The 22,287-nt window shown below is 66.7% G+C and carries 21 protein-coding genes and 1 pseudogene; 4 read left to right on the top strand and 18 right to left on the bottom strand.

The annotated features are described in order from the left end of the window. Positions 1-29 precede the first annotated feature (29 nt). The 3 genes from AB1824_07800 to AB1824_07790 form a co-directional block, all read right to left on the bottom strand. Positions 30-1,052: a bifunctional oligoribonuclease/PAP phosphatase NrnA gene (locus AB1824_07800; protein ID MEW5764867.1), complete on the bottom strand. Its 1,023-nt coding sequence runs from the start codon at positions 1,050-1,052 to the stop codon at positions 30-32. Beyond that, positions 1,039-1,860 carry a 16S rRNA (cytidine(1402)-2'-O)-methyltransferase gene (gene rsmI / locus AB1824_07795; protein ID MEW5764866.1) on the bottom strand — a complete coding sequence of 274 codons (822 nt, stop codon included), beginning with the start codon at positions 1,858-1,860 and terminating at the stop codon, positions 1,039-1,041. The genes AB1824_07800 and rsmI overlap by 14 nt, the downstream gene beginning before the upstream one ends. Before the next feature lie 97 nt (positions 1,861-1,957). Continuing rightward, on the bottom strand, positions 1,958-2,557 hold the full coding sequence (locus tag AB1824_07790; protein MEW5764865.1) for a hypothetical protein: 600 nt from the start codon (positions 2,555-2,557) through the stop codon (positions 1,958-1,960). A gap of 245 nt (positions 2,558-2,802) precedes the next feature. Between AB1824_07790 and AB1824_07785 the strand changes: the two genes are divergently transcribed. Further along, entirely contained in the window at positions 2,803-3,213 is a 411-nt protein-coding gene (locus AB1824_07785; protein ID MEW5764864.1) for a MerR family transcriptional regulator, read from the top strand. Between the two features lie 556 nt (positions 3,214-3,769). On the opposite strand, the pseudogene AB1824_07780 reads toward AB1824_07785, so the two are convergent. The 7 genes and pseudogenes from AB1824_07780 to AB1824_07750 form a co-directional block, all read right to left on the bottom strand. Beyond that, a pseudogene (locus AB1824_07780) lies at positions 3,770-4,345 on the bottom strand (GTPase domain-containing protein). Positions 4,346-4,356: 11 nt separating this feature from the next. After that, a complete protein-coding gene (locus tag AB1824_07775; protein MEW5764863.1) occupies positions 4,357-5,235 on the bottom strand; it encodes a Rossmann-like and DUF2520 domain-containing protein in 879 nt (292 codons plus the stop codon). Continuing rightward, positions 5,228-6,172 carry an RluA family pseudouridine synthase gene (locus tag AB1824_07770; GenBank protein ID MEW5764862.1) on the bottom strand — a complete coding sequence of 315 codons (945 nt, stop codon included), beginning with the start codon at positions 6,170-6,172 and terminating at the stop codon, positions 5,228-5,230. The genes AB1824_07775 and AB1824_07770 overlap by 8 nt, the downstream gene beginning before the upstream one ends. Position 6,173: 1 nt before the next feature. Further along, complete coding sequence (gene lgt, locus AB1824_07765; GenBank protein MEW5764861.1) at positions 6,174-6,944, bottom strand: prolipoprotein diacylglyceryl transferase; 771 nt, start codon at positions 6,942-6,944, stop codon at positions 6,174-6,176. Next, positions 6,916-7,419, bottom strand: a complete 504-nt coding sequence (gene lspA, locus AB1824_07760; GenBank protein MEW5764860.1) for a signal peptidase II — start codon at positions 7,417-7,419, stop codon at positions 6,916-6,918. Before lspA ends, lgt begins: the two co-directional genes overlap by 29 nt. Before the next feature lies 1 nt (position 7,420). Then, positions 7,421-10,180, bottom strand: coding sequence for an isoleucine--tRNA ligase (gene ileS / locus AB1824_07755; GenBank protein ID MEW5764859.1), 2,760 nt, complete (start codon positions 10,178-10,180; stop codon positions 7,421-7,423). A gap of 280 nt (positions 10,181-10,460) precedes the next feature. Next, complete coding sequence (locus AB1824_07750) at positions 10,461-10,724, bottom strand: FmdB family zinc ribbon protein (GenBank protein MEW5764858.1); 264 nt, start codon at positions 10,722-10,724, stop codon at positions 10,461-10,463. 275 nt (positions 10,725-10,999) lie between these two features. On the opposite strand from AB1824_07750, the gene folE reads away from it, so the two are divergent. Further along, positions 11,000-11,584 carry a GTP cyclohydrolase I FolE gene (folE, locus tag AB1824_07745; protein MEW5764857.1) on the top strand — a complete coding sequence of 195 codons (585 nt, stop codon included), beginning with the start codon at positions 11,000-11,002 and terminating at the stop codon, positions 11,582-11,584. Between the two features lies 1 nt (position 11,585). On the opposite strand, the gene AB1824_07740 is transcribed toward folE, so the two are convergent. Next, entirely contained in the window at positions 11,586-12,134 is a 549-nt protein-coding gene (locus AB1824_07740; GenBank protein ID MEW5764856.1) for an outer membrane lipoprotein carrier protein LolA, read from the bottom strand. 131 nt (positions 12,135-12,265) lie between these two features. Further along, the gene (locus AB1824_07735) at positions 12,266-13,420 is read right to left on the bottom strand and encodes a hypothetical protein (protein MEW5764855.1); all 1,155 of its coding nucleotides are present in this window, start codon (positions 13,418-13,420) and stop codon (positions 12,266-12,268) included. Between the two features lie 58 nt (positions 13,421-13,478). Between AB1824_07735 and AB1824_07730 the strand changes: the two genes are divergently transcribed. Both AB1824_07730 and pstS read left to right on the top strand, forming a co-directional pair. Next, positions 13,479-13,979 (top strand): CarD family transcriptional regulator, encoded by a 501-nt coding sequence (locus tag AB1824_07730; GenBank protein ID MEW5764854.1) that lies wholly within the window; start codon positions 13,479-13,481, stop codon positions 13,977-13,979. 102 nt (positions 13,980-14,081) lie between these two features. Next, a complete protein-coding gene (gene pstS, locus AB1824_07725; GenBank protein ID MEW5764853.1) occupies positions 14,082-15,134 on the top strand; it encodes a phosphate ABC transporter substrate-binding protein PstS in 1,053 nt (350 codons plus the stop codon). A gap of 82 nt (positions 15,135-15,216) precedes the next feature. On the opposite strand, the gene AB1824_07720 is transcribed toward pstS, so the two are convergent. The 6 genes from AB1824_07720 to AB1824_07695 form a co-directional block, all read right to left on the bottom strand. After that, on the bottom strand, positions 15,217-17,445 hold the full coding sequence (locus AB1824_07720) for a DUF5916 domain-containing protein (protein MEW5764852.1): 2,229 nt from the start codon (positions 17,443-17,445) through the stop codon (positions 15,217-15,219). Continuing rightward, positions 17,442-18,050: a hypothetical protein gene (locus tag AB1824_07715; protein MEW5764851.1), complete on the bottom strand. Its 609-nt coding sequence runs from the start codon at positions 18,048-18,050 to the stop codon at positions 17,442-17,444. Before AB1824_07715 ends, AB1824_07720 begins: the two co-directional genes overlap by 4 nt. Before the next feature lie 112 nt (positions 18,051-18,162). Further along, positions 18,163-19,977 carry a glutamine-hydrolyzing GMP synthase gene (gene guaA / locus AB1824_07710; protein MEW5764850.1) on the bottom strand — a complete coding sequence of 605 codons (1,815 nt, stop codon included), beginning with the start codon at positions 19,975-19,977 and terminating at the stop codon, positions 18,163-18,165. 55 nt (positions 19,978-20,032) lie between these two features. After that, on the bottom strand, positions 20,033-20,755 hold the full coding sequence (locus AB1824_07705) for an RNA methyltransferase (GenBank protein MEW5764849.1): 723 nt from the start codon (positions 20,753-20,755) through the stop codon (positions 20,033-20,035). A gap of 1 nt (position 20,756) precedes the next feature. Further along, entirely contained in the window at positions 20,757-21,737 is a 981-nt protein-coding gene (locus tag AB1824_07700; protein ID MEW5764848.1) for a 3-dehydroquinate synthase family protein, read from the bottom strand. A 167-nt stretch (positions 21,738-21,904) separates the two neighbouring features. Continuing rightward, entirely contained in the window at positions 21,905-22,222 is a 318-nt protein-coding gene (locus AB1824_07695) for an ATP synthase F0 subunit C (protein ID MEW5764847.1), read from the bottom strand. Positions 22,223-22,287 lie beyond the last annotated feature (65 nt).

The following is a 22,287-nucleotide window of genomic DNA, read 5'->3' as shown; positions in this document are numbered from 1 at the left end:
CCAGGAGGACGACCGGCGCGGCGGCACCGTCATCCCTGGCCGCAGAGCCGTGCGGTTCCCCGCAACAACCGGCGCGCTTCCCCGAGGACCCGAGCCTTCACTTCCTCGAGGGGCCCCGACAGGGAGAAGCCCGCCGCGAGGGGATGCCCGCCGCCTCCGAAGCGCTGGGCCAGATCGTTGATGGCCACCTGGCCCTTGCTCCTGGCCGAGACGCTGACCATGCAAGGCTCCACCTCCACAAAGAGGAGGGCGATTTCCACCGCCGCCACCGACAAGGGGATGTTCACCACCGTCGGCATCTCCATGGGATCGATCTGGTAGCGGCGGAGCATGTCCCGGGAGACCTCCGAATAGGCGATCCGGCCGGTGGGGTCGAGGCGGAGGTTCTGGATGACCTCCCCCTCGAGCTTCACTTCGTCCAGGCGGCGCTGCCAATTCAGACCGCGGTGGATGGCGTAGGGCTCCGCCCCCGCCTCCACGAGCCGGGCGGCCACGTGGAAGGTCTCGGGGGTGCACCGCTCGAAGGCGAAGGAGCCCGAGTCGATGCTGATGGCCGCGAAGAGCGGCGAGGCCATGGATGCGTCCAATTCCACGCCCATGGCCCGCAGGAGCCGATACAGGATCTCCCCCGTGGAGCCCATGCCCGTGTCCGAGAGGACGTGGTCGAAGCCGTGGTCGCACTCGGAGTGGTGGTCGAGGCAGACCTTCACGGCACGGCTTCGGCTGAAGACCGGCTCCAGACGGCCCAGGCGGTAAGTCAGGCCCACGTCCAGGACCACCACCGTGTCCACCTTCTCGAGGAATCCGTCGTGGGCGGGGGGGTCGTACACCTGGATTTCGTCCGGGGAGGCGAGGAGAAACCCGAGCGCCTTGGGGACCAGGGTGTCGTTGATGACCCTCGCCTCCTTTCCCATCGACCTCAGGGCCCTCAGCAGGGAGAGTTCGCAGCCGATGCCGTCGCCGTCGCTCTTGACGTGGGTCGTGAGCCAGAGACGCCGGGCCGCGAGCAGGGCGGCGGCGGCGGAATCCAGGGAATCCTTAGGAATCTTCACGGGGCCTCACTTTCAGCAGAGAATACGCCTCCCGCCGGCTCATGCCACGCCTTCTCGCCGCCGCCCGAATGGCCTCTTTTTCACGGTGGCCCGCGGCCACCAGCGCCTCCACTTCCTCCGAAAGCCCCGGTTCGTCCGAATCCGCCCTCGGCGCCAAGGCGGGCGGCCCGAAGAGGAGGACGAATTCGCCCCTCTCGGGCACGTCCTCAGGCGACGCGGAGGGGGCGACCGACTCGAACCGCTTGGTGAGTTCCCTCGCCACGACGCACTCGCGGCCCGGCAGCAGGGCCGCCGCCTCGCGCAGAAAGGCGCGCACCCGGTGGGGGGCTTCGTAGAAGACAAGGGTGGAGGAATCGGACGCCAGCGACCCTAGGAGACGCTCGCGGTCACCCCTCCCTCGGGGGGGAAAACCGAGGAAGAGAACCCGGTCCGTCGGGATCCCCGCGACGCTGAGGGCCGCGGCGAGCGCAGAGGGGCCTGGGACGGGAACCACGGGAATGCCCTTCTCCCGGCAGGCGCGAACCAGAAGGTATCCCGGATCGGAGATTCCGGGAGTCCCGGCGTCGCTCACGAGGGCGATGGACTCCCCGTTTTCGAGTCGAGACAGGATCTCCTCGGTCCGCTGGCTTTCGTTCCCCGCGAAATAGGAGGACAGCGGCTTGGAGATACCGAAGTGGGTGAGGAGTTTGCGAGTGTGCCGGGTGTCCTCGCAACAGACCCGATCCACCCCTTTGAGCACCTCCAGGGCGCGCAGCGTAATGTCGGACAAGTTTCCGATGGGCGTGGCCACCACGTAGAGAGTCCCCATCTCCCCCGCCTTAAGGGACGCGGATTATAGCACACAACGTTCATGGGAAAAGCAAAGGGGGCCGGGGGCGGCCCCGGCCCCCTCAGGGGGTTCGTGGTCAAGGAGCCCAGGGGATGGCGAAAGGCACCTCGATCCGCGTCCCGCTTTGGGGATCGTCATAGGTCAAGGTATAGGTGCCAGAGGCCTTTCCCATGGGGTTGGGGAAATAGAGGAGGGCGATGAAGAAGGTGCGGTTGGGCAGTTCGACCTTGTCGTAAAGAATTCGCGGGGGACCGGAAGGGTTCGCAAAGAAGGCCACTCGGGGAATCTGGACGTTCGCCAGAAACAGCATCGAGCCGTAATCGGGCAACCGGCCCAGGTACGTGTAATCGTTGGACACGAGGTTGGGTCCGTAGGCCTCCGTGACCACCTCGGGCGCCGGAAGGGGGTGCCTGGCTCCGGAGGGGTCCGTCAGGGTGAAGGTGGTCCGGTCCGCGTGAAGGGTCTTCCGTTCGGTGTGGCCCAGGTAGATCAGGAGGGGGACGTATTTCTCCCCCCCGCGGTACCGAGCCGCGTCCATGTCCACGAGCAGGGTGACCTCTCCGCTGCGGCCCGCGAATCCGTACGTGGACACCTTGGAAACCGACGGACCCGCCGCCAGAAGAGAGGTGGCCAGGGCCGCGGCCGCAAGGCTCAGGTGGATGTGCTTGATACCCATGTTCGACCTCCGTTCTCTGAACACATCTTACTCTAGCAACGTCCGTACCAGGTTCCCCCTTCCCGGTCCCACCCCTCCCCGGCCCTCACGGACTGGTGCGCCGCGGGGGGGCGGGATCCGGCGACCCGTCCCGCTGTCCGGAGGATTGCGTTCCCTTTTCCGGCCCCTGTCCTGCCGGGAGGACGGCGGCCCTTGCGGGCCGGACCGGGCTTTGAGTAATGTGGTGGGGTCCGCAGGAGGGATGAATGGCCGAGGAGCCGGGGGATGACCAGGCCACGCTGACGATCGGCCAGGTCGCCCGGACCACGGGCCTCACCGTCAGCACCATCCGCTTCTACGAAAAGGAGTTTGCGGGGTACCTGCGCCCCCGGAAGACAACGGGCGGCCACAGAAGGTACCGGCCGGACGACGTGGAGCGGCTCAAGCGAATCCACCACCTCGCGCACGAATTGGGCCGCCCGCTCAAGGAGGTCCGGGAAACGCTGGTTTCCGAGCTGGATCCGGTCTGCCTGAGGAGGGACCTGGACCTGCTCCTGGAGGTCTTTGAAAACCTCGTGCAGGAGAACGTGAAGCTCCACCAAGCCATCCAGGAACTGACCGAGCGGGTGGTGGCCCTGGAGGAGGAGCGGCGGAAACGGCGCTTCAAGCTTTTTTAGCCACCAGTTTGACCCGGAGGACCCAGCCATCGGGCGTTTCCTGAAGGAGCTCTCGGGCGGCCACGGCGGTCACCGACACGGGCTTTCCTCCCGTGTCTTTCCCGAAATCCATCAGCAGGCTGATCTCGCCGGAGCCCCGGAGGGCCGACTCGGGCACGTCGAGAACCAGGTCTCCAGGCGAGGTGCCTCGACCCGCCCGTGCCAGCTCATCGAGGGCGGGCGCCAAGTCCCTGACCCGTGGTTTGGTGGCCGTCAGAATCGGGGTCAGGAGGCTGTCCCGTATTCGATCCAATTCCACCGAGATCCGGCGGCTGGTCGTGGCCACGGTCTTGATCTTGGGCGCGGTGCGCGCCAGCTCCGAATCGCTGGCCCGCGTCTTCAGGGTGGCGAACTCGACCTCTGGAACCGGGGACGCAGAGGGCACGGGAACGGAAGGGGCGCGATCCAAAGCGGGGGATGCGGCGACCGCCGGCTCCGGAGGCCTGGGCGCCGGAGCGGGCGGGGGGACCTCTCGGGGCTGGGCCACAGGGGCCTCCGAGGGCCTGACCAGTTTGGCCTTGAGGGACTGGAGGGTGAGGCGGCTGATTCCCTTGAGCGTGTCGAACACCCCGGCCCCGTTCACCGCGCTCGCTTCGAAGGAGGGACGGTGAAAGGGATTCAGGTCCGCCTCCAGTTGCTCCACCGTCAGGAGGTTGGAGAGGTCCCTCTTGTTGTACTGGAAGACCATGGGGATGTCCTTGAGGTGAATCCCCATTTCGTGCAAGTTCTTCTCCAGGTCCTTGAGGCTCTCGATGTTGGCTTCCCTGACCGGAACCTGGGAGTCGGCCACGAAGACCACCCCGTCCACACCCTTCAGCACCATCCTCCGGGTTTCGCCGTAAAAGACCTGCCCGGGAACGGTGTAGAGCTGGAACCGGGTCCGAAATCCCGCGATGACACCCACTTCGAGGGGAAGCAGGTCGAAGAAAAGGGTCCGGTCCGATTCGGTTTCGAGGGAGACCATCTCGCCGCGGCTCTTCGGGGAGGTCTTGTTGTAGATGTACTGCAGGTTGGTGGTCTTTCCGCAGAGGCCGGGGCCGTAATAGACGATCTTGGCCGCCATCTGCATGGTCGCATAGTTGAAGAAAGCCATGGACGAGTCCCTCAGGGGCTACTGTGCCACCCGGACAGGGCCTTTTCAAGGGCGTCGAGGGCTTCCCGCCGCTCGGGATGCCTCTCCCGCACGAGTCCCAAGGCTCCCAAGGCCATGGCCCTGTAGCGCTCGCTCAGGCGGGGCCATCGTTTGAGGGCCTGGAGGTGATTGCGGATGATCTCTTGGTCGGAACGCTCGATGGGCCCGGTGATCGCCGCCACGGGTCCGCTGGCGAAGACGTTGGAGACGGTCCCCACCATGAGGCTCTGAAAGGCGGGCAGGGAGACCGACGGGTCCGCCCCGGCCAGGCGCAGCATCTCCTGGCTGTCCGCGATGAGGGCCACGAGGTGGTTCGCCGCAACCACCGCGGCCGCGTGGTAGAGCGTCTTTCCTCTCGGGGAAAGGGTGAAGGACTTCCCCGACATGGACTGGACCATGGCCTTCATGGCGGTCATGGCGTCGGGCCGGCCCTCGAGGGCGAAGGTGGCCTGTCGGAGATTCTTAGCCCCCGTCAGGGGATCGGGAAGGGTCATGATGGGGTGAATGGACCCCACGCTCGCCCCGCGAAGCCGGCACGATTCCAGGATTCGGGCGGGAAGGGCCCCGCTCAGGTGCAGAACCACCCTCCCGCGAAGGTAGGGATCCGAAGCGGCCACGGCCCGATCCACATCCCTGAGGGCCGTATCGGGAACACCCAGCAGGAGATGCCCCTCCCTTGGAAGATCGTTCAAGGATGGCAGGACCGGGCAAGCCAGCCACTCGGCCCCCGTGCGCGCCGATTCGGGCGTTCGCGAAGCGCACGCCTCCACGCGCCAGCCCGACCCCTTGAGCGCGAGGGCCACCGAAAGTCCCGCCTTGCCGCAACCGATGAGCGTAAAGGTCCTATCCATGGCGCCTGAAGGCCTCCAACAGGTCGTGAAACTCCTGGGGCATCGGTGAGACCACCGTCACACGGCCCGCGGCGGGACTCTCGAAGGTGAGGCGGTGGGCGTGCAGAAAGAACCGCCCGGCCTCTCGCACGCGATGGCGGAGGAGGGCCGAGGGCAGGCCGTTCTCGGGGTGGCCCCCGTAAACCGTGTCGCCGACCACCGGATGCTTGACGTGGGAGAGGTGGACGCGGATCTGGTGGGTGCGCCCCGACCGGGGACAGGCCTCCACCAGGCTGACGTGAGGCAGGACCTCCAGCGTTCGGAAGGTCGTGCTCGCCTCCCGTCCTCCCGCCACGACCGCCATGCGGGACCGCCGGCGGGGGTCCCGCCCTATGGGGAGCGCGACGTCCATCTCCTCCGAGGGTAGACGGCCCCAGACCAGGGCCCAGTAGACCTTTTCCGTTCTCCTGGCCCGGAATTGTTCCATCAGCGACAGCCGGGCCCCTTCGGTCTTGGCCAGCAGGAGCACCCCCGAGGTCTCCTTGTCCAGGCGGTGGACGATCCCGGGGCGGCTCTCCGGACCGCCCGGAGACAGAGCGACTCCGCAACCCACCAGGACGTTGACGAAAGTGTCGTCCCAGTGGCCCCTGGCCGGATGCGTCACCAGGCCGGCCGGCTTGTCGACGGCGAGGCAGGATTCGTCCTCGTAGAGGACCGAGAGGGCCCCCTCCTTCGGGACCAGCTCGAAGGGCCGCACGTCGGGAAGGTCCAGGTCCACCCGTTGGCCCGCTCGGATCTCCGCCGACGGTTTGGCCCGTCTGCCGTCCAGGAGGATGCGGCCCGCCTCCAAGAGGCGACTCAAGGCGGACCGGCTCAGGCCCCTGTCTTTGAGGCGGGACGCCAGGTAGGCATCCAGCCGGCGCGCGGGGCTTTCCACCGTGAGCGACAGGCGCGGCACGTCAAGCCTCCCGGCTTCTCGCCCGGCGGAACGCCCACGCCGCCCCGGCGGCGGCCACAGCCCCGAGGGCCACGATCTGGGAGAGCGAGAGCGCGTCCCCGAAGTAGAGGCCGCGGAGGCTGTCCCCCCTGAGGAACTCGAGGAAGAAACGCGCCGTTCCGTACAACAGAACGTAGGCGAGAAAGACCCGGCCCGGAAGGCCCTTTCGGTGAAAGAGCCTCCACAGGACGGCGAAGATGGCCAGGTCCGCCAGGCTCTCGTAAATCGGCCAGGGATGGATGTGGGTTCCGTCGGAGCACGTGGGGACAGCCGGAAACACCAGTCCCCAAGGGAGATCGGTGGGCTTCCCGTAGCAGCATCCCGCGAAGAAGCAACCCCATCGGCCCATGGCCTGCCCGAGGGAGAGGCAGACGGCCGTCACGTCCGCCGCCGGCCAGAAGGGGATCCCGTGGCGCCGAAGGTAGTAGGCCGCCACCCCGGCGGCGCACAGGAATCCGCCGTAGAAGGCCCCGAAGGAGCGGAGGTTCTCGAGAAGGTACCCGACCGGATCGGCGGAGAAGGCACGGAAGTCCCCGATCACCAGGGCCACCTTGGCGCCCACGAAGGCGGAGAGCAGGCTGTAAACGAAGAGATCGGTCACGCGTTCGGGATCCAGGTCCACCCTTGGCGAGAGCATCCTCCCGAGCCCCAGGGCCGCCAGGGCAGAAAGCGCGAGGAGGATCCCGTACGTGCCGACGGCGAAGTCACCGATTTGAAAGAGGATCGGATGCACGGTCCTTCTCCTTTTCCGGGCGCAGGAACGCGAGGGCCACGAACACCAGGATCCCCGTGGAGAGGGTGGCGTCGGCCACGTTGAAGGCGGGCCAGCCCGGTCCGTCGGGAATGTGGAAATAAAGGAAATCCACTACCGCTCCCAGCCGGATCCTGTCCAGGAGGTTCCCCGCCGCCCCGCCCAGGATGGCCGCGAGGAGCCACCGATCCAGGTCCCGGTCGCTCTTTGCATACAGGTAGCCGAGGAGGGACACGCCCAGAAGGGGTATGGCGAGGAAAACGGCGAGGCGCCCCCACTCGGGCAGACGGTCCAACATCCCGAAGAGCCCTCCGGGATTGTGCCAGTGCACGAGGGAGAACCATGGTGTCACGACGCGCTCCCCCCCGAAAGGGAGGGAATGGGCCAGCCAGACCTTTGTGGCCTGGTCCAGGATCAGGATGCCCGCCGTCGCGACAAGGGGAACGCGCCGGGCCATATCAGGCGCGAATCCCGGTGACCAAGGCGCACCGCGGACAGAGGGCCGATTCCTCGTGCCGGATGGGCGCGGAGGTGATCGTCCAACACCGCGCGCACTTCTCGCCGCCGGCCTTCGAGACGGTCACCGCCGGCGCGTGGGATCCGGCGCCCTCCAGGCGCACGGACGAGACGATGAAGAGCTCCGGGAGGACGCCGGCGTATCGCCGCAGGAATTCGACCTCCTCCTCCGTCCCGGCGCGGAGGGTCACCTCGGCCTCCAGGGATTTCCCGATTTCCCCTCGCTGTCGGGCCTCCTCCAGGGCTTTGTTCACGGCTTCCCTCATGCCCCGGAGCCGTTCCCACCGCTCCGCAAGGGCTTCGTCGCCGCGGCCGGAGGCCTCCGGAAAGCGAGCCATGTGCACGGAGGGCGTTTCGCGCTCCGGGAGGTACGACCAGACCTCCTCGGCCGTGAACGGCAGAATGGGAGCCATGAGCCGCACCAGAGAGTCCGCCAGCCGGTAGAGAACGGTCTGGGCCGAACGGCGTTCCGGGGAGGCCGCGGCGCTGCAGTACAGCCGGTCCTTGAGCACGTCCAGGTAGAAGGCCGACAAGGTCACCGTGCAGAACTGGAGGAGTTCGTGGTAAACGAGGTGGAAGGCAAACTCCCGGTAGGCCTTCAGAACGCGGTGGATGACCCGGTCCAGCAGAATCAGCGCATACCGGTCCATCTCCGGCAGGTCCGCATGGGCCACGGCCTCCGCGGGGGTGAAGTCGAAGAGATTGCCCAGCAGGTACCGGAGCGTGTTCCGGATCTTCAGGTAAGCGTCGGCGTTCCTCTGGAGCATGTCCCATGAAAAGCGGACGTCGTCCCGGTAATCCACCATGGACACCCAGAGGCGCAGGATCTCCGCCCCGTGCTTTTTCAGGGCCTCCTCCGGTGAGATGACGTTGCCCATGGACTTGGACATGGCCCGCCCCTCGCCGTCGAGCACGAAGCCGTGGGTGATCACCTTCTTGTAGGGCGGCGCCCCCTTGAGCATGAGAGCCGTCAGAAGGGAAGTGTGGAACCAGCCTCGATGCTGGTCGCTCCCCTCCAGGTACACCTCCGAAGGCCACGGGGTATCCAGGTCGTGGCCGAGGATGGCCCTGTGGCTGACCCCCGAATCGAACCAGACGTCCAGGATGTCGGTCTCGGGCCGGAAGGCCTTTCCCCCGCATTTCGAACAGGCGTACCCCGGCGGCAGGAACCGGCCCGCATCGCCTTCGTACCAGACGCCGGCCCCCCGGACGGAGATCTCGCGCCGCACGGCCTCGAAGAACCGGCCATCCCGGACCGGCTCCCCGCAGGACTCGCAGAAGATGACCGCGATGGGCACCCCCCACCGACGCTGGCGGGAAAGGCACCAGTCCGGCCGGCCTTCCATCATCGAGTAGATCCGGTTCCGGCCCCAGGCGGGCACCCAGTCCACCGCGTCGATCGCCTTGAGCGCCTTCGCCCGAAGGTCGTCGTGCGCCATGGAGATGAACCACTGTTCGGTGGCCCGAAAAATAAGAGGATTCTTGCAGCGCCAGCAGTGGGGGTAGGAGTGGGTGATGGTTCCGGCCCGAAGGAGGGCCCCCCTGGACTCCAGGAGTTTGACGACCTCCGGATTCGCGTCGAAGACGTTCATCCCGGCAAAGTGCTCCACGTCGGCCATGAACCGGCCGCGGCGATCCACGGGGCTGAGGATGGGAAGGCCGTAACGGACCCCCGTAAGGTAGTCGTCCTGGCCGTGGCCCGGCGCCGTGTGCACGCACCCCGTCCCCGTGTCGGAGGTCACGTAATCCGCCACGATGCAGAGCGAGTCCCGATCGAGGAACGGGTGCCTGAGCCGCAGACCCTCCATCCGGGCGCCCTTGAACGCCCCTACCACCCTCCCCTCCCGCCCGATTTCCTTGAGAAAGGACTCGGCCAGCGCCTCGGCCACGACGAGGACCTCCCCTTCGCTTTCGATGGCCACGTACGGGAATTCGGGATGAAAGGCCACGGCAAGGTTCGCCGGAAGGGTCCAGGGGGTGGTGGTCCAGATCACCACGGAGGTGCCGGGGCGGCCCAGCCCGTCGGGGAGGGCGCCTTCCTGCCCCGCCGCCACGGGGAACTTGACGAAGACGGTCGGGGACCGATGGTCCGCGTATTCCACTTCCGCCTCGGCCAGGGCCGTTTCGCAGTGGATGCACCACTGGACGGATTTCATCCCCTTGTACGCGTACCCCTTCTGGAAGCACTCGTGGAAGGCAGAGGCGATGGAGGCCTCGTACGGATAGTCCATGGTCCTGTACGGGTTCTCCCAGTCCCCGAAGACCCCCAACCGAATGAACTCCTCCCGCTGGATGGCGATGAACTTCTCCGCGTATTCCCGGCAGTGGCGGCGGAAGGTGTGGATGTCCTCCTCGCGGACCTTCCGGCCCTTCTCCTTTTCGATCTGAAGCTCGATGGGCAGGCCATGGCAGTCCCAGCCCGGCCGGTAGGTCACCCGGTAGCCTTCCATGGTCTTGGACTTGATGATGAAGTCCTTGAGCACCTTGTTGAGTGCGTGGCCCAGGTGAATGCGCCCGTTGGCGTAGGGCGGGCCATCGTGGAAGGAGTACACCGGACACCCCCTGCGTGCGGACTGAATCTGGGTGTAGATCCCCGCCTTTCTCCAAGCATCGAGCTGTTTCGGCTCCCGCTGGGCCAAGTTGGCCTTCATGGGAAAGTCCGTCTTGGGAAGGTTCAGGGTGTCTTTCCAGTCCGCGCCCACGGCTTCCTCCTGAAACGATTGATTTTACAACAGAGCCCTTCCCTCATCAACGCAAACGGCCGGTTGGTGCGCCCGGAGCGACGGGTGCCCGTCGGAGGGGCCTGGAACGCGGACCACCAGGGGAAGCGGCCCCGGGGCCGAAAAAAGGTGGGCCCCCCGGCCGGAGTTCCGGCCGGGGAGTGAGGGTTGAGGTAGGGTTCGATTTTAGGTGGGGAAACGGTTGAGGAAGGAGGTCGCCAGCGGCGCCCTTGTTGTCAGGAAAGAGCATCTCAGGTGGGGTTTAAGCATGGCTGCCCCCGGTGGTCCCGGTCGGCTTGGCTGCAGGAGCCGAACCGGCGCCTTCGGAGGACGCGCCCCCTCCCGCGGGGCGCGCGTAATCGGTCACGTAAAATCCCGAACCCTTGAACTGCAGCGCTGGAACGGAAAACATCTTGTGCACCGATCCTCCGCAGTTCGGGCAGGACGTGACCAGGGGATCCGAGAGCTTCTGGATCCTCTCGAATCTCCGGCGGCACAGTTCGCATTCGTACTCGTAAATGGGCATTTCTCGCACCGTCTTCTTTATTCCGGAGGCAAGTTTAGTCCGTCGGGACCTTCTTGTCAAGTCCTCAGGTCCAGAACGAATACTTCGTTCACGGCTCCTTGGGGGAATTGGCCTCTGCCGGCTCGCCCCCCTTTCTTCGCATATACATAGCCCGGTTTCCAATCGGGACCAGGGCTGAAAACGCCGTTCCAATTCCTGGGTGCCCGGCCGCATTCCCAGGGATGCGCCCTCCCCCAGGTCCAGAGCGTGTACAATGACCGTGCGGAGGGTTCACGATGGAGGATGCGGTCCGACGCCTGTTGGCGGCCCTGGGGGAGAATCCGGATCGGCCCGGCCTGAAAAAGACTCCGACGCGGGTGGCCGAAAGCCTCCTGGAGCTGACGCGGGGGCATCGGGAACCTCTTGAGCCGATCCTGGAGGGCTCCGTCTTCGAAGACCCCTCCGAGGCCATGGTCCTGGTCAAAGGCATCCCCTTTTACAGCCTTTGCGAACACCACCTCCTGCCCTTCTTCGGTAAGGCCCACGTCGCCTATGTCCCGAACGGCCGATTGATGGGGCTCTCCAAGATCCCCAGGATCCTGGATCATTACGCCCGCCGCCTGCAGGTCCAGGAGCGGCTCACGGAGCAGGTGGCGGACACGCTCACCGAGGCCTTGAAGCCACGGGGGCTGGGGGTCGTGCTGGAAGCGACCCACCTCTGCATGGTCATGCGGGGCGTGCAAAAGGAGGGAAGTTCCGCGGCCACTTCCGCCTTGCGGGGATCCTTTCTGCGAGACGCCAGGACGCGTGCCGAGTTTCTCGGGCTGATCCGGTCGGCGGGGGGGCCGGAGGATACCGGCTGGGACCACCGAGGCCCGTGAGTCACGGACCCTGAAGCACTGCGGTTCCCGGCGGAGGTTCGAAGGCGAAGAGGGACGGGTCCACCCGGTCCAGAGGCTCCAGGCCCGACAATTCAAGGGTGATCTCGTTCCCGAGGGCGTCCCGGAAGTAGACCCGATTCAGTCTTCCGGTGGACGCGTCCGCGGCCGCCTCAAGGTTCCGCACCCCCGAAGTGGTGTCTTTCAGGGCCAGCTTCAGGATGAGGAGACGACCGAGCCGCTCCACGCCCTCGCAGACCACTTCCGCTTCGAGGTTGCCTTCGCCGGACAGGAGCCTCAGAGCCACGGGAGCATCGCCCGCGTCCATCCGCCGCACGAAGGCCTGCCGCTCGGCCGGCAAATAGAGGACGGACCGTTTCCCATCCGCCACGGCCAGCTTGCCAGGGGGTACGGTGTACTCCCACCGGGTCCGCCCCCCCTCGGCCAGAATCAGCGTGCCCTCCTCGGTCTCGTTCTGGTTCAGGGAGGGGGATCGGAGGACGTGGCGGAATCCGGCCCGGACTCCCGCGGCGCCCCGGGTGGCTTGCAGCACCTTCCGGAACGTCTCCGCACACGGCGCGGGCGGCTCGTCCCCCCATGCCTCTGGGAGGCAGAAAACAAGGGCCAACAACCCGGAGAGGAAAAGCCTGCGCAGTATGGGGCGAGGGAGAGTCATGACCTGTCCTATTTCGAAGGGGCCTGGAGAGGGGTCCCGGACCCGTCGGATCCCTCCCATCGAGGGACGACCCAGACGACATAGCCCATCGGGCCCTCGGCCCCTTCGCGGGTGAGGTAGAAGGGGGCCGGTTCGCCGGCGAGGAGGCACTTTTCGTCCTCGATGGACAGGAGGGGAAGAGGCAACTTGGAAGCGGAGAGCATGCGCCCCGCCACCTCCACTTTCAGGCAGAGGCGCCCCGATTCGATGGACAGCGGTTTCAGCGTCAGATCGTACGCCTCGGTCTCCCAGACCACTTTTCTCGGGGGGGCCTCCGGGGAGGGGAGATCCGAAGCCCCGTCGGCCTTCTTCCTGTCCTTTTCCTTCTTCTTTTTCCCCGACTCCGGCTCCACAGCGATGGAGAAGCTCTGACCCGCCTTGAGCTGGGGCGGCTCCTGCCCCGGCTGGATCACGGGAAGACCCTCCGTCCAGTCCGACTCTTCGCCGGAGGCTGTACCGTCGCTCCACCGCGGCACCTTTCGCTCGTAGTGGTGGCTCACGGCTTGCCCCTCCAGGGACTGGAGCTGCAACGCCTCCAGCTCCACTCGGTGGGCCCCGATCCACTTCTCGACCCGGACGAGGAACCCCATCGGCGGTAGGGGCGCCCGAGCCGGGGGGGGAGCCTCGTCGAGCGAGGCGGACACGGAGTACACGACGCGGGTGCCGGTCCCCGGATCCACGAAAGCCTCCATCACCTGCTCGCCCGGGTGGGTGAAGGCCATCTCGCGGGCCCGGCTGACCACCTCCCCGCCCATCGGTGTGGACTCCGAGAGAAGGATCAGTCGAAGGACCCCGTCTTCTCCCACGACGGGCCGGACCAAGAGGCGGAGCCCAAGGTCCAGGCGGGCTTTCCGGGAGGCGTTTTCCACCTGGAGGCGGCGGAGCAATTCCGCCGGCTTCCCCAGGGGAAGGTGGGCCGAAAAAGCCCCCGCCTCCCGAAGCGCCTGGGATTCTCCCATGGTGAGGATCCGGATGGTGGTCTCGGCGAAACGGGCCTCGCCCTCGGCGGCCTCGGCCGCCGGAACCCGGGCCATCGCAAGAAGCGCGGCCAGGATCCAGGTGCAGACGAGGGTGTGGGATCTCCGCATGAAGCCAGGATACGGCCCTCGATCGAGACGGGTCAACGCGCTACCTCCCCGGCCTTGAATGTGCTATATTTAGCGTATGGCGGCCGAGGGAAAGGTGTGGTTTTCGGTGGGGGACACCCTGGTGTACCCCGGCTATGGCGTGGGGCAGGTCCAGGAGATCCAGGAACGGACCATGGACGGCCGGACGCGGGTCTTCTGCGTCCTGCTGGTGCGCGAGGCGGACAGCGAATCCAAGGTCATGATCCCCATGGACAACGTTCAAGAAGTCCGTCTCCGCCGCCCCTCCACACCCAAGGAGGCCGAGGAGGCCCTCGCCTATCTGTCGGGCTCTCCGGCGGACATCGTCTCCTCATGGCGCGAGCGGTTCTCGGCCCACGGGGAGATGCTCGCCCAGGGCGACCTCGCATCCATCGCGAAGGTCCTGAAGGCCCTGTACGTTCTCAACTCCAGAAAACCCCTCTCCTTCCGCGAAAAGAAGATGTACCAAAAGGCCTTGCTCCTTCTTTCTGCGGAAGTGGGGCACGCCCTGTCCCGCCCGCGTGCCCAGATGGAAGCCGAAGTCCTCGAGCGCCTCGCCGGTCTCGGCCGCACCTGAACCACCCTCATTGCTGCGAATCCGTAAGACGGGCGCCAAGCGGGAGAAACCCGCTCCCCCGAGAATGGCCTTCCATGAAAGCGGTCCATTGAGGAGGAGACGATGAAAAAGTGGCTGATCTCAGGAACCCTGGCGGCCCTGGCCATGGGGGCTCTCGCCCAGGACGTCCGGACCCTGAACGGGGCCGGTGCGACCTTCCCCTACCCCATCTACGCCAAGTGGTCCTACGAGTACAAGAAGGCATCGGGCGTGGGCCTGAATTACCAGTCCATCGGTTCCGGGGGCGGCATCCAGCAAATCAACAACCGCACGGTGGACTTCGGGGCCAGCGACGCCCCGGTGAAGGATGAGGATCTCGCCCAGCGGGGGCAGGTCCAGTTCCCCACGGTGATGGGCGGGGTCGTGGCCATCGTCAATCTGGACGGGATCGCCTCCAACCAGATCCGTCTGACGCCGGATGCGCTCGCCGACATCTTCCTGGGGAAGATCACCAAGTGGAACGATCCTCGTCTGGCCGGCCTGAACCCGGGAGTCAAGCTCCCCTCCAAGGACATCGTCGTCGTCCATCGCGCCGACGGTTCGGGCACCACCTGGATTTTCACCAACTACCTGTCCAAGGTCTCCAAGGAATGGAAGGACAAGGTGGGCAACGACAAGTCGGTGAGCTGGCCCGTGGGCCTCGGCGGCAAGGGCAACGAGGGCGTGGCGGCCTACGTCAAGCAGGTGAACGGCGGAATCGGGTACGTGGAATACGCCTACGCCAAGCAGAACAACCTGACCACCGTCCTTCTGAAGAACCGGGACGGACAGTTCGTGGCTCCCAATCTGGCCTCCTTCCAGGCGGCCGCCGCCAGCGCCGATTGGAAGAACACGCCGAACTACGCGGTGATCCTTACGGACCAGCCCGGGAAGGACACATGGCCCATCGTCGGCGCCACCTGGATCCTCATTTACAAGGATCAGCCGGACATGGACCGCGCCCAGACCCTGCTGAAGTTCTTCGACTGGTCCCTCCGCAAGGGAGGGAAGCTGGCGGAGGAAATGGACTACGGCCCTCTCCCCGCTCCGGTCGTCGATCAGATCTCGCAGACCTGGGCGACCCAGGTCAAGTGCAAGGGCAAGCCCGTCTGGAACGCCTCCATGCAAACGAAGTGACGTCCGTTGACCCCGCGTCAATGATGCGGAAGGGCCGGGGCGTTCCCCGGCCCTCCTCTTTTCCTGGCCCCGTTCCCACCCCTCACATGACCCAGGCGTAGCCGACTTTGAAGAAGACCGTCCGATCGGTCTGGGTCAGGCCGACCTGGGCGGTCCCGAGATACCGGTCCGAATAACCCAGGTACAGGCCCGTTTGAGGGTTGACCCGGTAGCTGAACAAGATCTGGCTCAAGAGTTCGCGGTGGCGCGGAGCGGGCGGGTCGGCGTAGAGAGACTCGCGAAAGGCATAGTCCGCCCGCTGAAGGATGACCCGCAGGAAGGCCCGGGCGTCGATCTGGTAGACCGCGCGAAGTTCCGTCAGGTGGGCCCGATAGAGAAGGCCTTGGGGGACCCACAGCCGCTCGTAGACGTGACCGAGGGCCAGCCGGAAGCGCCTGCCCGACGTCATGCGGACCTCGGGGTTGAGCCGAAGTCGCCTGGCCCGGCGCGCGTCCGAGTAATCCACGTCGTCGCCGAAAAAGGAGTTCCATTCCAGAATCAGGTTCCCGGCCGGCTGGAAACCCGCGCTCAGGCGCAGGTTGTCGTGGCCAAATTCCTTGCCCCGGTAAGACTGGCGGCCCGAGTACACAAGTCCATAGACCCTGGACTGGCGAGGACCGTGGTGCTCGACGAATGCCCCGTACACCTCCCGCAGACGACGGCCCGACGAATCTCGAGTGAGTTCGTAGCCCACCCACATCTGGGCCTCGTTGAACCAGTGGCGGGGGTCGTCGCTGTACCAGTTCCGGAGGATCCCCGTATCCAGGAAGGTGAAGCCGACCTGGGGTACAAAGCCCAGGTCGGATCGGAACTCGTCCGAGAACCGCTGGACGTGAACGTACTGCTCCCAGTCCCTGGTCTCGTGCATGTACATGAGGTCGAAGGCCGCCCCCCGGAAGGCGCCCGACGGCTCCCCGAGGGATTCCGCAACCCTCTCCGGGTATCGGGTCTTGGACCCTACGGCCGTGACCCGCAGCGTGTGCTCGGGCGTGAACCGGAGCGCCGCGTCGGCTCCGAGGATCCGGTTGAAATAGCCCCCCTCCCCAGCCCGGTCCGTCGCGATGAGGCCCACCGTGGAAGACCTTCCGAGGTCGTATCGGTACCGGAGCGCGCCCGCCTGGCTCGGCCCATCCAAGGTGGTTTCCCGGGAGAACTGGCTCGAGGGAAGAAGAAGATTGGTGGTCTCATCCTGCACGAAGAAGGCGCCCAGCACCCCCTTGCCCACCTTCCCGGAGACCTTGGCCCCCCACGCGGGATCGGCCAGGGTCCGGGTGTACACCACGTCCATCGGCAGTTGGAAGTAGTCCATTCCCTCCAGGAAAAAGGGCCTCTTCTCAGGGTAGTAGAGGGCGAATCGGGTGTTCACGTCGAGCTGGGCGGCGTCCGCTTCCACCTGGGAGAAGTCCGGGTTGACCGTCCCGTTGAGGGTTACGTTGGGGGTGAGGCTCCACCTCGCCGTGATCCCCGGGTCCAGCTTGGACTCCGTTCGCTCGAAGGGCCCGTCCGGAAAGCCCTGCCTGCGTTCCGACACAGTCCCCGTCAGGGTCGGGTCCAGTTCCATGTTGCGGCCCGGATCGGCCCCCGCGAACCCTTGGATGAGTATCGCTTGGCACAGGTAGCAGTTGTTTCCGCGATCTCTCGGGAAGGCGCCGATGTGATGCCGCACGCCCCTTGGGTAACTGCGCACGGCGTCAAAGCGCCAGACCTGGTCCTCCCGGCTCGGCTGAAACCGCAGGGAGCTGAACGGTATGGACATCTCCACCACGTACCCTTCGGGGGTGATCCGGCCCGCCGAATCCCAGATGGCGTCCCAGGCGCCGCTCTCCCCTCCTCCCGTGACCTCAATGGAGTCCCCTTGAATTCCGAGGGGATTGCAGACGAAATCGTAGGCCCTTCGGGCATCGTTGAACGTATCCAGAACCAGGGCCACCCAGTCGTCGTCGTAGATGTCGTCCCGATCCGAGAACCGGGCCAGGATCTGAGATGGATCCGGGTCCTTGGCCAGAAAGGCCGCGTACAGATGGCGGGGGCCGAAGGCCAGATAGACCGTAGTCTCAACGGGGGCGGCGATGTTCTCCCCGGGACGGACCTCCGTGTTCACGGGGATGGAGAGGGCTTGCCTCCAGGCTGGCTCATCGAGGAGCCCGTCCACCTTCACGGGGCTCTCGATTCGGGGCACTCGGAGCGGTTCCGGAGGGGAGGCGGGCGCGGGGGCGGCGGCCGCCCGCCAAGAAAGACCCGCCATGAGCCCGACGAGCGGGAGCGTCTTCACCGGATGCCCACCCCCCCCGTTCCCGGGAGGAGACGTTCGAGCCCGTCCAGTTCCAGGACGAATTCGTCCCCGAAGTGGTACGCCAGCGCGTCGCGCGATCCCCGGTACAGGCTCTTGCCGGATCCCAGGCAGGCGAGGGACCCGTCCTCCACTTCCAGGGCGGGAACCAGGGTTCCCTCCGCGAAGGTCAAGGGAAAGAGGGCGCTCACGAGGGGTTTGAGCCCGTACACTTCCAGGCCCGATTCGAGACAGTAGGCGTGAATGTGGCAGCCCCGGCCGTCCCGGTCCAAGAAGACGCACGCGCCTTCCTCCGCCCGGGTCCGGCCCACCCGGCCGCCGGGGAACTCCAGATCCGCCCGGATTTCGGTCTCGAACCACCGCTCCCTCGACTTGCCCATCCGAACTTCGAGGGGCCCGGCGTGGGCGAACAGCCGCGCCATGTTCGACGTGTCCACGTCCACTCCCCAGGAGCAACATTGGTCCTTGCAGAACGAGCAGGCTCGGCAGTCCGCGAAGTAGGTCCGCCGGAAGATGGCCTCGTGGACCGCCCGGATCCGGGGCGCCCCCTGACGGGCCTGGTAGGGCCTGGAAAGGTCCCGAATCACCGCGTCTCCTTCGAGGACCCTATGGGGTCCGCCATCCAGACGGGAGCCCGGTTCGCGCCTCGCGCCCGCCGCGCCCTTTCGGAGCGGAAGGCGCGGGCGCCCGGCTTCGCCCTCATTCCCACTCGATCGTGCCCGGCGGCTTGGTCGTCACATCCAGACCCACGCCCGAGATCCCCGGCAGCACGGAAAGGGACTCGGCAAGCTCCCTCAGGAGGCTTTGAGGGAGCACCGCGGGTCGAGCCGTCATGGCGCGCTCCGACAAGACCGGGCGGACCACGATAAACTCCCGGCCCGCCCCGTCCACCTCGAGCGGAACCAGGACCGTGGGGCATTGCCACACCTCCCGGTACAGGCCGTGGCGCCTCAGCCCCTCCATCACGAGCGCGTCCGCCTCGCGCAGAAGGTCCAGGCGCTCGCGGGTGACCGTCGCGGGCAGGGGGCGGATCCGGGAAAAACCCTTTCCTGACAGATCGAGGACGCAGCGGTTCACGCCCGGCACCTCTTGAAAAATCCGGGCGGCAAGGGTTTCGGCATCGGCGGGGCGGGCCTTCCAGATCAGGACCGGATGCTCGTAGGAGCGGAGGTCGGCCTTCACGCCCACGGACCGAATGGGGAGGAGACCCGCGCCGATCCCCGCGCCCCGCGCCAGGCGGCCCAGGGCCTCGGCCGCTCCGGGCTCCGGCATCACGGGCTCCCCGTCCGAGCACAAGAGCCGGATGCCCAATCCGGGGCCCGGGAAGGGGTGGCGCCAGACGAGGAAGTCGGGAAGCCCAAGCGCTTCACCCAGCTCCCGAACTTCCACCTTGTACAGGTCCTTCAGGGGCTCGATGACCCGCCCTTCGGCGATCATGGCCTCCACGGCGGGCACGCGGTTGTGGTGGGTCTTGATGACGTCGGCTCGCCGGGTGCCGCCCGTCTCGATGGTGTCCGGGTAGATGGTCCCCTGGGCCAGGAGGCAGCCCCCCAGGTCCAGACGCGCGGCCTCGTCCTCGAAAACCTCCAAAAAGGTGTCCCCGATGATCCGGCGCTTCGCCTCGGGGGCCACGACCCCCTTCAGCGCCTCCAGAAACCGGGCCGAAGCGTCCGCGAAGTGGAGATTGGCCTCCCAGCCCCGGCGGCGGAATTCGGCCAGGACGGCGTCGCATTCCCCCTTCCGCATGAGGCCGTTGTCCACGTGGAGGAGGTGGACCTTCTCGGGCCCCAGGGCCGTGCCGAGCAGGACGGCGCACACCGTGGAATCCACTCCCCCGCTGGCGAGGAGGAAAACGGGGCGGTCGCCCGCCTGGCGCCGGATCTCCTCCAAGACCTCCTCCTCCACGCGCTGGACGGTCCAGTCCGGGCGGCAGCCGCAGATTTTGAGGACGAAGTTCGCGATCATCGCCTCGCCGTGGACGGTGTCGTCCACTTCGGGGTGGAACTGAAAACCGTACCGTTTCAGTCCGTCGTTAGCGATGGCCGCGTTCGGGTGCGGGTCTCCTCCGGGGACGATGGAGGCCCCGATTTCCCGGAACCCGGGCGGAAGGACCGTCACCGTGTCCCCGTGGCTCATCCAGACGGTTTCTTCCTCCCCGAGCCCCTCGAAGATGGGGCTTGTTCCAAGGATTCGCAGGATGGCGGGGCCATATTCCCGCTGGGCGTGCTCCACCTGGCCCCCGTACCGTTTGGCGATCTCCTGGTGGCCGAAGCAGAATCCCAGGATCGGAATGGGCAGGTCGTAGATGGCCTTGTCGTAGGCGCTGTCCTCGTCGTGGGAAGAGAGGGCCGGACTGCCCGAGAGGATGATGCCCTTGTAGGCGGCGAACCGCTCGGCGGGATCCTCGGGCTGGAGGATTTCGGCGAGGACCTTCAGGCGGCGGACCTTGGTGGCGATGAGGTGCGCGTACTGCCCGCCGAAATCCACCACCGCGATCTTGTCGTGTCCGGTCATCGGGACTCCTCGGGAAAGAGAGGCTCGACGGGCCTCCCGGTCGGCAAGGCGGCCTTCATCGCGAGGCCCTTTTCCTGGCCGCTTCGAAGAGGGCCAGGGAGGCGGCCACCGAAGCGTTGAGGGAGTCAAACTCCCCGGCCATGGGGATCTTGAGTTTCAAGTCGCAGAGTTCGCCCACCAGCCTGGACAGCCCACGCCCCTCCGCGCCCACCACGATCACCGCACCGGACTCCCACGGGACGGACGCGGTCCACAAGGAGGCCCCCGATGCGTCCAGGCCGATGCGGACCATCCCCGCCTGACCCGCGGCCCGCAGAAACAGGCTTTGATTGGAGACCAGGGCCACCCGGAGGTGCTCGCAGGCGCCCGCCGAAGCCTTCGCCACGGCGGGAGTGATCCTCGCCGCGTGGTGGCTCCGGAGGGTGACGCCGGTGGCTCCGGCGCAGAGGGCGCTTCGCAGGATGGCCCCCACGTTCTGGGGGTCCGTCAGGTTGTCCAGGGCGGCCACCAGCGCGTTCTCCGACGGCTCCAGGAGGTCCCTCCAGTCCGCGTACGGGAAATCGCCCACCTCGGCGGCCACGCCCTGGTGGTTCGGGGACCCGCAGAGCCGGTCGCAGGCCTCCCGGTTCACGAAGAAGGGCTTCACGGACGGTTCGGCCCCCGCCGCCCGGGCCAATTCCCACAGGCGGTCCGCACTGGTGACCCAGAGTTTCCGGACCGGCCGCCGTGCCGCCTTGAGGCATTCGGCGACGGGGTGGATGCCGTACAGGATGTCCACCTCATCTCCTCCCGAGAAGGGCGCGGGCTTTCCGCAGGTCACCTGGACCGATGGCGGCCAGGTAGGGAGAAGGCAGCGCCGGACGGCCCACGTCCCCGAGAGGAATATACCGCACCTGGGACGCGGCGTTCTTCTTGTCGGACCGGGCCGCTTCCAGGATGTCCCGATCCGGCCACTCGTCCCGCATGGGGTCCAGGCCGAGCCGTCGCACGGCGGCCTGGACGCGGACCAGGAGCGGAGGCGCGGCGTACCCTTGCGCGACGGACAGCGCCGCCTCCCAACAGAGGCCGGCGGCCACCGCGTCGCCGTGGCGCAGGCGATAGCCGGACAGGCGTTCCAGGGCATGCCCTACCGTGTGGCCGGCGTTCAGCAGGTTCCGTTCCCCGGTGCGTTCCTCCGGGTCCCGGTCGACCACGGCCCCTTTGATTCGGATGGAGCGCTCCACGAACCCCGAGAAGGCGCTTGGGTCCCGGGCCATGCGGCCGGGCTGGGCGGACCCGGCGGCTTCGAAGTGGTCCTCGTCGGCGATGAGGCCGTGCTTGAGGCACTCCACGAGTCCGGAACGGATCTCCGCCATGGGAAGGGTGGACAAGGTGGACAGGACCGCGCAGACGGCCGCGGGCGGGTGGAACAGGCCCACCAGGTTCTTGCCGGCCGGGGTATTGACAGCCACCTTGCCGCCCACGGAGGCGTCCACCATCCCGAGGAGGGTGGTGGGGAGGTTGATGAACGGCACGCCGCGCATGAAGGTGCCCGCGGCGAATCCAACCAGGTCCATCACGACTCCGCCGCCCAGGGCGAGGACGACCCCCTGTCGGTCGAGCCCCTCCGCGAAGAGGGCGTCCTCCAGCCGTTCCTTCTGGCGGCGCGTCTTGTTCCGCTCCCCCCCTCGGATGCACACCCGCGCGAGGCCGGGAAACATCCGTTCCAGGCCGGTGATGGCGCGGTTCAGGACAGGCAGGAGGCGCGTTTCGGTGCACAAGACGGGGCGCCTATTCCCCACGGCCTCGCGGAGGAAGGACTCCGCGTCCTCGAGGAAGGGGCACACAAGCACCGGATGGAGGGAAAGGGGGACAGGGGCGGGACGAGTCGCGCGCACTGAAGAGAGACGAGGGGAGTCCCGCACGGGCGGGACTCCCCGGTGGTTCGTCACATCTTCACGAAGATGATCACCATCGTGTAGAGGGCCAGGGACTCGATGAAGGCCAGACCGATGATCATCATGATCTGCAGCTTGTCGGCCATACCGGGGTTCCGGGCCGAACCCTCGCAGGCCGCGGAGATCGCCTTGCCCTGCGCGAGGCCGCAGATGGCGGAGGCGAAGGCCATGGAGAAGCCGGCGGCCAGAACGCCCAGGGTGTCCTTGCCCATACCGGCGGCCGCGGCGGCTCCCTCTTCGGCGAAGGCCGGTGCCGCCAACATCAGGAGCAGAGCTCCCACCAGAATCGTCAGTGCCTTTTTCCTCACGGACTTCCTCCTTTCGCTACCGAGCTTCCCTCAGTGGTGTTCCACCGCCCCCGCGATGTAGATCA

The organism is Acidobacteriota bacterium, from assembly GCA_040752915.1.
Taxonomy (GTDB): domain Bacteria; phylum Acidobacteriota; class UBA4820; order UBA4820; family DSQY01; genus JBFLVU01.
This window is presented reverse-complemented; position numbering and strand designations above follow the sequence as displayed.